This is a genomic window from Thermococcus gammatolerans EJ3, assembly GCF_000022365.1.
GTDB classification, from domain to species: Archaea; Methanobacteriota_B; Thermococci; order Thermococcales; family Thermococcaceae; genus Thermococcus; species Thermococcus gammatolerans.
In genome coordinates this window covers 391,330-405,315 of record NC_012804.1, presented here as the reverse complement: position 1 = coordinate 405,315, position 13,986 = coordinate 391,330, and the positions used below count along the sequence as shown (strand labels likewise).

At 54.1% G+C, this 13,986-nt stretch carries 6 protein-coding genes; 2 read left to right on the top strand and 4 right to left on the bottom strand.

Annotated features, from left to right (window positions below; translation table 11 throughout):
• Positions 1-19: 19 nt before the first annotated feature.
• The 4 genes from TGAM_RS02095 to TGAM_RS02080 form a co-directional block, all read right to left on the bottom strand.
• Complete coding sequence (locus tag TGAM_RS02095) at positions 20-7,072, bottom strand: carboxypeptidase-like regulatory domain-containing protein (RefSeq protein ID WP_193777119.1); 7,053 nt, start codon at positions 7,070-7,072, stop codon at positions 20-22.
• A gap of 216 nt (positions 7,073-7,288) precedes the next feature.
• Entirely contained in the window at positions 7,289-8,428 is a 1,140-nt protein-coding gene (locus TGAM_RS02090) for a glycosyltransferase family 4 protein (RefSeq protein WP_048811024.1), read from the bottom strand.
• 2 nt (positions 8,429-8,430) lie between these two features.
• Positions 8,431-9,540, bottom strand: coding sequence for a glycosyltransferase family 2 protein (locus tag TGAM_RS02085; protein ID WP_048811023.1), 1,110 nt, complete (start codon positions 9,538-9,540; stop codon positions 8,431-8,433).
• A 47-nt stretch (positions 9,541-9,587) separates the two neighbouring features.
• Positions 9,588-10,397 carry a hypothetical protein gene (locus TGAM_RS02080; RefSeq protein ID WP_238516234.1) on the bottom strand — a complete coding sequence of 270 codons (810 nt, stop codon included), beginning with the start codon at positions 10,395-10,397 and terminating at the stop codon, positions 9,588-9,590.
• Positions 10,398-10,485: 88 nt separating this feature from the next.
• Here TGAM_RS02080 and TGAM_RS02075 point away from each other — a divergent pair, with 88 nt between their 5' ends.
• Positions 10,486-12,831, top strand: coding sequence for an STT3 domain-containing protein (locus TGAM_RS02075; protein ID WP_015858026.1), 2,346 nt, complete (start codon positions 10,486-10,488; stop codon positions 12,829-12,831).
• Entirely contained in the window at positions 12,822-13,970 is a 1,149-nt protein-coding gene (locus TGAM_RS02070; protein ID WP_148206246.1) for a lipopolysaccharide biosynthesis protein, read from the top strand. The genes TGAM_RS02075 and TGAM_RS02070 overlap by 10 nt, the downstream gene beginning before the upstream one ends.
• Positions 13,971-13,986: the final 16 nt, after the last annotated feature.

The following is a 13,986-nucleotide window of genomic DNA, read 5'->3' as shown; positions in this document are numbered from 1 at the left end:
AAGAAAGGTTGGAAGGGCCTCAGCCCTCAACGACTACCCCGATGTTATCGGTCGGGCTGAATCCGTTCTTGTCGTCGCTGGCGAACTTAAGGAACGCTGGGCTGTAGATCATGCTGTCGGTGTCCTCCCAGTAGCCAACGACGTAGTTGACGTTGTTGAGCTCGCTGAAGTGCTTGCTGAAGTAGTAAGCCGCAGCCCAGGTGCTGTCAGCGTCGGTACCGTAGATCATGTAGACCACTGCACCGGTGTCCGGATCGACGACCCTCTGGATGACCCAGTAGCCCTCGGTAACGTTCCACCATGGGCTCGGGGCGCTCCAGTTGGCGACCGTCTCGTTGTCGACGACGATGCTTATTGAACCGTCAGCGTTGGTGACCATCCTGACCGGAGTAAGCTCCTGGTAGTGGGCGGTAATGTCGTTGACCTCAGGACCACCAACGGCTATTATCATGTCGGTGGCGGAGAGTCCCTCAACGTTGATGTCGCTGTCACTGTAGACGGGCTTGACACCGATGTACTCGAGGAGGAAGTCCATAGCGTGGTAGTCGACTGATGTGAGGGCGTTCTTGCCAAGGACTATCTTGACGTCGTGGATCTGGGCGTCGCTGAGGAAGGCTCCGAGTCCGGTAACGTTGGTGGTCTCGTAGGTTGTGACAACGACGTCGGCAGTGCTGGTCTTGAACGGATAGACGATCACGTCCGCGTAGCCGGTGCCATCTCCGTAGTAGGCAACGACCCTGTAGGCGGTTCCCTGCGGGGCAGCCGGTACGTTGAACGAGTAGTGGCCGTGGCCGTCGGTGATGGTGGTGATGTTATTGCCAGCGTAGTCCTTAGCGATAACCCACTCACCGTTGTCATTGATCCAGAGCTCGACCTTGGCTCCAGGCAGGAGGTTGTTGTTCGGGTCGACAACGTCACCGGATACGCTACCGATGCCACCGAAGGAGACCGTGTAGCTGTCAGTCGTCATGTTGTCATAGGTAGCCCAGATGGTGACGCTGCCCATGTAGTTGACGAGCTCCTCTGGGGTGGCGTCCTTTGGTGCGGCAGAGTAGAGCCTAACGATGACCTTGCCGTTCTCATCGGTGGTGGCGTTGACCGGCTCGAGGTACGCTATGGCTGGGTTGTCGATGTGGAACTGTACCTCAGCGCCGCTGATCGGAATCTCGTCCTCCGGATAGGCACCGATGATGTCGTCCTTGTAGCTGAGGGCCTCGTTGATTATCTCGTTTATGAGCTCCTGCTTGTCATCGTCGCTGAGGAACTGCAGGCTCTCAACCATGCTCTCGACGTTGCTCTCGAAGGCTTCAAACTGCTCATCGAACTGGCCGCTCATGTTGAGGTACTTCTCATAGAGCACTGCCTCGAACTCGAAGTATGAGCCGTACTGAGCAGGCTGGATGCTGAGAGTGCTTATCTTGTTGAACTCGATGAACTCGGTCGGTTCGAAGGTGAATGTGTAGCTCGCGCTACCGGTGTCGTTGACGAGCTCCTCGGTGTGGACAAACTCATAGCCGGTGTACGGAGCAATGCCCTGCACTGAGGCGGGTGGGATTACTGAGATGTAACCGGGAGCCCTCGGGATCTGGTAGGTCCAGCCTTCGGTTATGGTCCTCTTGTAGACAACTGCGCTGGCGCTTATGGTCTCGTTGACGACTGTGACAGAGTAGTTGTACCAGACGTACTCGTGGGTGACAGTGGCATCGATTGGCGTGGATGTGAGGATCGGGTACTTGTCGGCGATGAACTTCGGAACAGCTATCACGTAGAGGGTGAACTCATTGACCGGGTAGAGCGGGAAGACAACCCTCGTAGTCACGGTTGTGTCAACCTGAACTATGGCCTGCTTGAGGTAGTCGTAGGCCGGGAAGTACGTCCTGCCGTCGACAGACCAGTAGAGGACAACTGTGTCGTTTGGAGCCTCAAGGCTGCCCTCCTTGACTATGTCTACGTAAACCCAGGTTGGCGAAACGGTTGGCTCGGTGACCTCGATAACTGTCTTGGCGCACTTGCCGTAGTCAACTGCCATGGCCTTGACGGTGAAGTTGCCCGGAGCTGGTGCGAATAGGCTCTCGTTGAAGGTGTACTCGCCGTCCACGAGGTTGAAGTCCTCAACGGTGAAGGTACCGTTCGGTATGAGTGCTGGGTTGCTGAAGGTTATCTGCACGTGTATTAGAGCGTCAATGTCAGCGGTGGCGTTGGTCTCATCGTCAATGGCCCTGACTGTGAAGTTAACCACTTCAAGGTCACCCGCAGAGATGCTGGTAGTGCTTGGAATTATCTCAAGGTGCCATGGGACGACGTGGAACGTGTCGGTGACTGTAATGTTGTGAGCTGTGTCGTAGGCAACGACCGTGTAGTTGCCAGCTGGGAGGCTGACCTCGGCAGTCCATATCTGACCGTCTGTAGTGGTCAGGGTTATGTTCTGTCCCTCAATGTAGACCTCCAGCTCGTGATAGTCACCGCCGTTGTAGGTTATGTTGGCGACGATCTCAGTCGGAACGTTCTCGTAGATCCTCTTGGTGGTGAGGTTCATTTCGAGGAGGTTCTCAACCTGGATGGTGCCAGTGAAACTGATGGCCGGGTAGTCGTTGGCAACAACGGTTATGGTTCCAACGCCCGTCTGGTTGAGCTCGATCATTCCAAAGTCAACCGGGCTGGCGTTGACGTTCGCGCTGAGGGTTATGTTGCCGGGGAGCTCAATCGTTATGGTAGTGTTGCCAGTGTACGGAACAGTGCTGTTGTCATCGGCAATGTATTCAAAGCCAACGACGACCGGGTTCTTGTAGCCCGGAGCAACGAAGAGCTCCTCCGGGTAAGTGACGAGGACGTTCCATCCGTGGATGGTTACATTGACGATTCTGCTCTTGCCGTGGGCAGCGTCCGTTACAGTAAAGGTTCCGACGCCAGCATTCTCAGTAGCGAGGCCTGTGAAGGTGACCTCTCCCTGACCACCGGTGACGTCGACGAGCTCGCTGCCGGTGACACCTGTGAGGTTGTAGCTAACCTCCACAGTTGAGTCAATGTCCGCTATACCCTCTGTAACATCGTCAATGTACTTGATTCCAACGGTGTAGTCCTGCGGCAGGTAGGTGTACCACTCGGTTGGCTCAAGGGTAACCTCCATGTGCCAGTCGTGGACCTCGATCGTAATGTTGTCGCTCTTCTTGCCGGAGGCAGCGTCCTCGGCGTAGATGGTGATGTTACCAGCCCTGTCAGCGGTAACGCCGGTGAAGGTAACCTGACCTTTGCCGTCGAGGATGATAGCCGTCTGGCTCAGCACGGTTCCATCCGGCAGGACGAGGTAAACGTTGGCGTTTCCGTCGAGCATGCTGTCACTGTAGTGGACGTCAACGGTGATGTCAGTTGAGACGTTTGTGTAGACGAAGTTGACGTTCGAGGTGACCGCGATGTCCCAGCTGACGACCGGTATCTTGAGGGTGGCCGTCTTGCCGTACTGGTCGGTGACAGTGACGCGGACGTAGCCCTCGGAGGCGACGACCTCGCCAACGTTGACGACCGCTATGGCGCTGTCCTCACCAACCGGCTCGACGTGGGCGGTGTAGGTGGTTCCACCAACGTCAACTGTGGCGACGCTCTCGATTCCAGCGCTGTAGCCGATTATGAGGGTCAGCTGCTGCGGCAGGTCGGCGTAGAGCTTGCTCGGGTAGGCGTTGACGTAGATGCTCCAGTCCTTGACCGGGATGACGAAGTCATTGACGTAGCTTATGTCCTCGTAGGCAGCCTCAACGTGGAAAGCCTCGCTGGCCGGCTCTGGTGAGGCGAGGTTGATCGTTATAGAGTCGGTTCCGGTGTAGGTGTAGCCGTTGTAAGTAACGTTGATCGGTATGCTGACCGGGAGGTTGATCTGCTCCTCGGTGTCAAGGTCGTAGGTAACGACGCTGAAGGTTATCTGGGCCGGAACTCCTGCCCAGAGGTAGTCAGTTCCGCTGTAGGCGCTTGAGGTTATGGTCTTGGTGACATCGATGGCCCAGTCGTGGGTGTCGATGAGTATTGGCTCGTAGGTGACCATCTCGTGAGCGCCATAGCTAACTGTAACGAAGTAGGTCAGTCCAGCACCAACGTCGTCCTGAATTGAGACACTGACGGTGTTAGTGCCAGTGGCAACTACGTCGAGTGTCTCGTTGTAGAGGGCAACATCGAGCTCAAACGGCAGTATCTCACCCGTTTCGTTGTCGACGGCTACCGCGTTGACGACGAGGGTGTCCGGGATGTGGGTGTAGATGACGCTCGGGCTGTAGGAGAGCTCAACGTGCCAGCCCCTGAGTTCGATGGTCTTGCTCGCGCTTCCGACCTCGTAGTCCTTGCCGGCAACGGCGTTGTGGTATGTCGCGACGACGTTAACGTCTATGGCCTCGGTCGGGTCAACTATCGGTATGCTTATGACCTGGCCGTCGGTGACGCCGGTGTAAACGGTTCCGCTGACGTTGACGTCAACGGCGACGCCGGCCGGAACGTGGACGGTTATCTTTGCTATGCTGTCAACGTACTGGTAGACGAAGTCCGGGGTTATGTCGAAGGTGACCTGCCAGTTCTGGACGGGTATCTCAGCAACACCGCGGATGCTGCTGTTGATCGTATCAACGAGCTCGACGTAGATTGGGCTGGTTCCGTTGACCGGAAGCTGGTAGCTGGGTATGGTAACGACGCCGTTGACGACCGGAACGTTGCTGAGCTTGTAAGTGCTGCCGTCGGCATCGATGATAGTTATGTTGACGTAGCTGTTAACCTCGTCCTTGTAAGCGCCATCGCCCATGTTGTAGTAGTACTGGGCGTCAATCCTGAGGGAGTTCTCAACGTAAGCGTAAACCGGGGTCTTCTCGGGGGTAACCTTGACGTCGATCCACCTGCCGGTTACCTCGCCGTTCGGGTAAACCGGGATGTACTTGACGGCGGTCTTGCCAGAGGTTAGATCCTCAACGACAACCTTAGCGAGACCAGGAAGGGTTGGAGTAACATTAGTGAACGTGACAACTCCATAGTACCCTCCATTGCCAGTGTATGTGCTTCCCTCAAGGGTAACGGTTTCGGTCTTGACAGTACCGTCGGGTAGGTACAGGGTTACGTTGGCGTCCCTCTCACCTGGGAAGTAGAGGCTCTCCCTGACTTCGACCGTAAGCGGAACTGACTTGCCGACGGTGAGGTTCTCCGGTGTGCTGTCAACGTAGATGCCCCAGTCCTTGATGGGGATCACGTAGGTAGTCCAGACCTTGTAGGTGCCGTTGTAGACCTTGACGGTGACGTAGCCGATCTGCGGCGGGACGAAGTTGTGAAGCACGAATCCCGCACCGTAGTTGTTGGTTATCGGGATGATAGTGCTGTTGATTATGTTGTTGTGCTCATCGTAGACGGTGACGTTGACGCTGGAGGTGAGGTTTACGCCGAGGGTGTAGGTAGCGTTGACCCACAGGTCGGAAGGAACTCCAACGTAGAAGACCTTTCCTGGGTAGATTGATCCACCGTAGTGGTAGTAGACGAGGTAGTCACTGGTAACGTTCCAGTCCCTGACCTCAATCTGCGGGCTGTAAGCTGGATCTGGGTGGTAGACCGGATCCCAGACCTTAACGCTGATCATGCCGAGCTCGTCCGGGGTGATCGTGGTGACTGTCCAGCCGGTATCGTTGACAACGTTGATGGTTCCGCTGTCGATGACGTTGCCGTTGAGAAGTACCTCATAGTTAGCAGTTGTGGTGAGGTTGTAGTAGTTGGTGTCATCGTAGTAGACGCTTATGTTGAGCTCACCTGGGACGTTGATGTAGAAGACGCTCGAGCTCTGGCCGTTGATGGTCACGCTGGTGATAACGTTGAGGTTCCAGTAGTTAAGGGGTATCGGGTTATACTGATAGTCTATTGTCTTATAACGTGGATAATAATAGTAACCCGCACCAAATGGCTCTACTGGGATATATAGGATGTTGTCTGCCCATGTAGCATTGAAGTATGTTCCACTAAACTGGACGTTTGTCCAGTGGGCAGTTCCTATTCCACCGTTCGGAACTAAGCCAGTTGCAAATCCAAACGTCATGGTGTGGCTGTTACCATCTGAGTCCACAATCTTTGCTTCTCTGCCCTCTAAACTCGAACCCACGATGGTGAAGTTGTGGAGCGTACCACTAATGTTGGCAAACACTTGGCCAGTGAGGGTGACGTTGAACGGGAGGTTCTGATAGAGGGTTGGCGGCTGGGTTTCAACGTTGGTTATCTCCATAACAAGTGGCCAGATGTGGAACGTGTGGATCGAGTTAACAAGGTTGTTCTCATTGTCCTCAACAACAATCCTCTCAAGGACACCATTGAGTATTGGGGTGTTTGTAACGAGGCCTGTTGCGGAGAAGTTATATTCTCCAGTTGAGAGGTTCGCATTCTCGAACTGCAGTGCAATCTGACCATTGCTCTCAGTGCCGGTGCCTACATGATACCAAGTCACAGGGGTCTGGTTTGCCAGTATAACCGTGAGGTTGCTCGGATCGGGAAGGGTAACTCCACTTCCGATGAGTGTGCTGTTGTACTTGATGGTAACCTTGATGTCAAACGGCATTCCGACAAAGGCCTGGTCATCTGCCCAAGCACTTCCGTTCCAGTAGTAGGCCTGCCAGTTAGCTGAGGGAGAGCTCTGAATCGTATAGGTAACTGTGAACGGGAACTTAACGTCGAACTCAAAGGTCCTGTTGGTTCCCGGGATGTTGCCGTTGGCTATGTCGTACTCGTAGACGATGAGGTAGACCTTGCTGACGTCCTGCGGCACCTTCTCATACTCCGGAGGAACATCAGTCGGGTCGCTCGAGTTTATGAGGACGTTTATTGATCCTGGGGGAGATGTTATCGGAACAACTCTCGAGTACACTGTAACGTTGTGTCCATCCTGGTACTCGTAGTAGAGGGTAACGTTTGCGAAAGTACTGGAGCTCGCGTTAATTGTTACGTTAACGAAGTACGGGAATCCTGCAAACAGAACTCCATCTCCGTAGTTAGTCTCGGCACTAACACTAGTAATGTAACCAGCAGCGCTCACTGGTTTGAGGAACGTCCCTGGAATGACTGATGCCAGCATTAAAAATGCCAGCATCAGGCTAAAAATTTGCGCTTTCCTGCGCTTATTCATACTACTTCACCTACCTTCCTTTTTTGCCACTCTTTGAGGCCGGCCTCATGGAAGGCCAATACCTTATAGGCCACCAGATAAATATAAACCTTTCGCCGGATTACCGAGCATTATTTAATAATTGAAGGCACGGAAGCTAATTTCACGAAAAAACGCCCACTATCTTCAAAATTTTTCCAAAAGATTGAGTTCTAAAAGAACGCTGATGTATCTAAACCGTTTGAAGGATTTCCTGGATCCCTCAGTCTCCCGCAGCATTGCAGAAAGCTTTTTTAAAGTTTTCGGATGCCCAAACAGCTCGCTTAACATCGAAGAAAGCTCCGCCTTTTGCCGTAACACGTAAGAGGCCTTGCCAACCCCAGGATATAGAGGAAAGATATTCTTCGCCACTGCACCCGAAACAAGGGGGATGGCACCGAAGATGGCTCCCTCAATAACGACAAGCCCAAAGGACTCAAAGGATGAAGGAAGAACCACGATTGAGGCCCTGGAATAGATCTCGGCAAGCTTTTTTGCATCGGAGACCGGACCGAAAAACCTGACTCTTTTGCTCAGACCGAGCTCCCGGGCGAGGGTGCGGTACTTCGGCAGTTCATCCCCACCTCCAACGACCCACAGTTCCCAGTCAGGATGGTCCCTCGAGGCCTGAGCGAAGGCCCGTAGGAGGAGTTCAAAGTTCTTGAAGCGATGGAAGGAAGAGAGCTGACCGATGAAAAGGACGATCTTCTCCTTAGGGGGAAGTTTCTTCTGAGCCGCGCTGAGAAGTTCCAGCTTCGGTCGAGGAGGGACAACAACGGAACGAAAGCCCGTTTCTCTGAGGTAATTCCTGACCGACGGAGAAACCGCCACCAAAAGCGCCGCCCGAGAGAGAGTAAACCGCTCGAGGGTCTTCGAGTAAATTGAGGCAATGACATCAAGGAGGGCCCCCTTCCTCAATCCGAGGGTGTGGTATACGATTATGAGGGGAACGCCGAAGAGAGCGGAGGCGAGGGCGGCGACGTCCGCGGCGAAGGGAACGGGGGTGTGGGCTATTATCAGGTCGGGCCTCCAGTTTTTGACGATTGAAAAAAGCCTCAGAGTGAACCTCAGGCTCAGGGGTGTATTCGAGAGGACAAAGCCCTTCACGCGCTCGAGAGGTACGGCCTTTCCCTGAACCCGCAGGGTTTCTTTCGATGAACCAAACCTGCTCATACATATAACCCGAACCTCGTGTTCTTTCGAGAGCTCTTCGACCATGGCAATTGCATAGCTCTCAAGCCCACCACCCTCAGGGGGGAAATAGGGGGAAACTATGAGGATCCGCAAGGCTAACCCTCCTTGAGCATGTACACGCTGATGAAGAAGGAGAAGAAGACCACCTGAAGGCCGAGGGTTATGAGGGTCAGTATCAGGATGGCCTCCTGAATGTGGAACAGCGCACCGTAGTTGGCATTCCTCCACTGGAGGAACAGCCTAACACCCAAGACGAGACCCATGAGCAGGAGAATCCCCCCAACCAAGAGGCCCTCCTCGAGGATGGAATACCTCATAAAGAAGCCCGTAATCCGATCCGGTTTTTCAAGACCTTCCTTAACCGCGTAAACCTTGGCCGAGACGCCGAAGCCGAGAACCTGAGTCCCCGTGATAAGGAGAAGGGAGCCGAGTATCATGGTGTGGAGCCTTATAGGCTCGAAAACGTAGGTGTATGCCAGGAGGAAAAGACCGAGGGTGAGAAGCAGGAGCCCGGGGATCAGGAAAAGGTGGGTCGGGGAATATAGGAGCATCAGTCTGAGGTGCCGCCAGCCGTCCTTGAAGGAGCTCAGTTTTGATTTCCCTATCCGGGGATGATATCGTATCGGGACCTCCCTTATGCGGAGCCCGTGCTTCGCCGCCTCTATCACCATCTCGCTGGCGAACTCCATGCCCTTACACTTGAGGGGGAGTTTTTCAAGGGCGTCACGCTTTATGGCCCTCATGCCACAGTGGGCGTCCGAAATTCCGGCCTTGAAGAACAGGTTCAAGACCCACGTCAGGAGGGGGTTGCCGATCCTCCTGTGAAGCCAGGGCATAGCCCCCGGATCCATCTCACCCTTTAAGCGAGAACCGATCACGAAGTCAGCCTCGTCCTTAAGAAGGGGTTCCAAAATTGCAGGTATGTCCTCGGGATCGTAGCTCCCGTCGGGATCGAGCATTAGGACGTACTTCCCCCTGGCCCTCCTGAACCCCTCAAGATATGCATCTCCGTAACCCCTACCCCTCTGTCTGACCACTACCGCACCGAGCCCTTTGGCTATCTCAGGCGTTTGATCACTGCTCTTGTCCACTACTATGATCTCATAATCGAGTCCCATTCCATCGAGGACGCCCTTTATCCTGGGGAGAACTACCCTTATTGCCTCTTCCTCGTTCATCGTCGGCAGAATTACTGAAACGTCCATCACCTCACCTGGAAAAAATTGAAGGAGTGGACTTTTAGGTTTAACCCTCACCCGAGACCTGCCTTTATCTCCTCGAGCATCTGAACGGCCTGGTCTATCATCTCATTGAGGCCCAGCTCCTCGGCCGTTAGGTTCATCGTGAACTCCATATCGATGGGAACCTCGAGCTCTTGGTCTATGGGAACGTCGAAGTAGTCGTCAAAGGGCACATCAACGGTCGTGTTTATGGGCACTTCCAGCTTGTCGTGAAACGGAACGACTGCGGTCGTGTTTATTGGAACTGAGGTGGTAGTGTTCACCAAGGTCGTGACGGGAACTGTGGTGTTTATGTGAACCTTAACAGTGGTGTTTATCGGGACGTCTACCCATTTATCTATGGGAACGGTCACGTTGAGGGTGAGGTTCTTCTCCCTGTTGTAGGCCGTGGTGTTGACTGTCTGAACTATGTGTACCCTCGTTACCGTGTTTATCGGCACGTTAACGACCTGATCGATGGGCACGTTGAAACTTACCTCCTGGTTTATCGGAACATCGACGGTGTCGGAGATGTTCACCTCAAAGCTCTTGTCCACCTCAACCTCAACCGTCTTCTCGATCCTTACGTGGAATGTCTTTGAAACGTGCACCCTGACGGTTGTGTTCACGGGAACCTTTACCGTTTTGTGGATCGGTACCTTCACCTGAAACGTCTTGGTCTTCAAATCCTGAAGGGACTCGATGGCCTGATCAACAGAGGAAGCCGCTTTTCCCTTGATCTTAACTGCAAACATTACCGCCGCAGCGTCGATCAGCAGGAGAATCAAAACGAGCACTGTCAGGATGCCGAGCCAGGCCTTGAGCTTTTTCTCCAAGGACATCACCACGAGACCACCCTACGGCCTTTAACAATATAACGTTTCCGTCAGAGATATATATGAAGAAGTCAATCCGAATCGGGTGCCAGGGATGGCGAGAAAGAGAGGAAGGAAGAAGGGCGAAATTGAAAGGGGCAACAAGAAAGAAAAAACCGCCGCACTTAAACGGCTTAAATCCCCACACCACCTTGCTCCCGCACTCATAGCGCTGATCGCGTTCCTCATACGGGTTATCCCCTACAGGCTCAAGTACCCGATAGGCTACGACCCGTACTTCCATCTGGCATATCTCCAGTACGTGACGGAGCACGGGTGGGTGAACTATTTCCCCTACGCCCTCGGCCCGTGGGGCTTCCTGATAAACCACTTTCACCCCAAAGGTCTGTGGGGTGCGCCCTACACCGTCTACATCCTGGGGAAATGGGCTGGTCTGTCCGTCTACGGCGCGTTCAAATTAACCCCCCCAATCTTTGGAACTCTCACCGTTCTGGCGCTCTACTACACCATTAAGAGGATACACTCCAAGGAGGCTGCCCTGCTCTCCGCTCTCATCCTGGCCCTAACCTTTGGACACATCTTCAGATCCATGTCGAACTATTACAGGGGTGATAACTACGCCCTCTTCTGGTACTCCCTCGTGCTCCTCTTCTTCTCCTTCGCCCTATTTGAGAAAAACCTCCGAAGAAAAGCAACGTTTTACGCACTGGGTGGCCTCGCCGGGGGACTTTCAAGCGCCTTCTGGAGCGCTTACTACATCGTTCTCGTTCTCCCACTATTCGTTGCGCTCGGCATTTCAGCCTACTATTTCCTGAGGGGAAAGGACTTAATGGACGGCCTTCTAATGGCACTCTCAACGGGAATAGCGGCCGTTGTAGCCTCTCTCCTTGGCAGGGTCTTTGGCTTTGGGATGTTCTGGGTGGAGAACTGGCAGGGGGAAAAGCTCCTAAAGCTCACAGGAATAAGCCCCGGGCCCCTTCAAGATGCCTACCTCGGTCTCCATCTCCTCATTATCCTCCCAGCGACTGTCTTAATGATCGCCCTGCTGTGGGTCCTTAAGTCAAAAATTCCGGAGAAGGCCAGAAAGATCGGAACCGCTGGCACGCTAACGGTTACTGTTCTCGTTTTCACTGGGCTGCTCTGGAGGTACGGGAACACGCTGGAGATACTCTCGGCCGGGCTAAGTGCATTCGGTGGGGCGGCAACGGCTGAGATGTCAAGACCCGGGTGGTGGGACATCAAGACGGCCTACCACGTGCTCCTGCTCTTCCTTCTTCTCTACCCGCTCTCCCTGAGAAAGCCGAAGCTCTGTGACGCCTTCGCCCTCGGTTCGGCCCTCCCACTGCTTCTGCTTCCCCTGTACTGGACCCGCTTCCTATTCCTCGGATCCTTTGGCCTTGCCCTCCTTGGGGGCATCGGTGGGGCAGAGTTCCTCAAACTGACAAAGAATGATGCCCGCCCCTTCGGAATCCTCGCCGTTGCGGTTCTGTTGCTCATAGGAGGTTACCACTCCGTAAAGGCCACGTACGAGGTGAAACCCATAGTCGATGAGCACTGGGAAACTGCCCTGAAGTACTTGGAAGGCAGCTCGAATGAAAACGACATAGTACTCACCTGGTGGGATCACGGCCACTGGGTCACTTATTTTGCTCACAGGGCGGCAGTCGCACAGGGGACGCCGAGCGAGCTGGTCTCGACGTTCTACCTGGGGAAAACTACAAAGGAGGATCTCCTGGAGCTCGGGGTGGATTACGTCACGGTTTCCCTCGACACGATGCTCAAGTGGGGCTCGCTCAAAGCAACCGCCGGTCAGGGAAACGGTTACGTCCTCATCCTCCTACCCTTCGGGGAGGCCTACGGGGACACCGTGATATTCCGGAACGGTAACTACCAAGTGGCCGTAAGGAAGAATGAAAAAACGTGGGACGTGCTCGTTAACGCTGGAGGTGCTCAGTTCATACCCAACGAAACGTGGATAGAAGATAAAAACGGAGTCTACATCGCAAACGTAACCGGGAAAAAAGCAGGCAACGCTTACCTGTACGTCAACTTCAACTACGGCTACGCTGTATTAATGGATGGGGAGACGTTTAGGACTCCGTTTGCGAGGCTCATGTTCACGAACAATTACCCCAAGGATTACACGCTCGTTTACACGGACGGTGGGATGGTCAAGATCTTCCGGCTCCTTCACCCAAACGTAGCCCTCGTCCGTGAGGAAGGAATTCTCAAATTCGAAAACGCGACCGGAAACACCCTGAGGGTATACGGTTACACGGACTCGGGGAAGATGGTATTCCAGCGGGCTTACAACGTCTCAGGGATGAATGAGTTCAAGATACCCCCAGAGGTTAAGGGAGTCGTGATAAGGTATACATATCTCAGGGACAACGTCATCCTCGACAGGGGAGTCTTCAGGAGGTCGGATGGGTGGGATTGAGGGCTCTCCTAAGGTCAACGACCGACCTGACCCTCGGAACTATAATAATGGCCCTCAGCGGCCTCCTCTTCTGGCTCTTTGCAGCCAGACTGTACCCTCCGGATGAGATAGGTACTGCCTCGGCACTCGTATCCTTCATGAACCTGGTTTTCGCCCTATCCACACTCGGGCTGAACATTGGACTCGTGAGGTTCCACAGGATCTACGGAAAGGGAGCCGCCGGCACGACGGTAACGGCTATGGTATTGCTCTCAACCGGGTTCACGACCGCGTACGTTCTGATGAACCCTGGAAAGGTTTTTGAAAGGCCTGGGCTTATCGTAGGAGCCTATTTGCTGGGTCTCTTTGGAGCCCTTTACAACGCCCTAGGCTTCATCTCCATCCCCCTCTGTAGGACGGAAGTGTACGTTAAGATGAGCACCCTGTACGGCCTGAGGGTCGTTTTTCTGCCCATCTTTCGGGGCCTGAAGGCAAGTGGCATGATCCTGGCAACTTCTCTCGGCCTGGCCATCGCTTCGGCTTTGGGACTGACTGAGTTCCGGGAGCAGGTCTCCTTCACAATCGATGTCGAGTTCATAAAAGAAAGTCTCGCGCTGTCCCTGAGCAACTACCTTGGATCCATCGTCAACGTGCTCCCCCTCTATTTGATGCCAACGATAGTCCTCGTGGAGCTTGGGAAGGCGCGGACTGGCTACTATTACATAGGTTTCACCATCGGAAACCTCATGATGACTCCAATAGTGGCACTCTCAACTATCCTTATACGGGACGGGGAAAAGGCGCTTTTCAGAAAATCACTTGCTCTCGTACTCTCCTACTGGGTCCTCGCCGTTGTCGGCATCTTCTGGCTTGGAAAGCCAATCCTCGAGATCTTTGGTGGGGACTACCTCGCCGCCCTCCCGATGCTCAAGATGATCGCACTCGGGCTGGGGCCGTTTGGACTCGTCTACATTGGGATTTCTGGACTTACGGTTAAGGGTGCCGCAGGAAGGATCCTGGCGATAAATCTAGTTAGGGGCTTATCCTTCCTTATCCTCGGTTATTTCCTCTTGACAAGGCAGGGTATAACGGGGATCGGAGTTGCCTGGGCGCTGGCACATCTCCTCGCAGCGCTCCTCCTCGATCCGAAAACTTTTTAAACCCTCCCTCACCCTT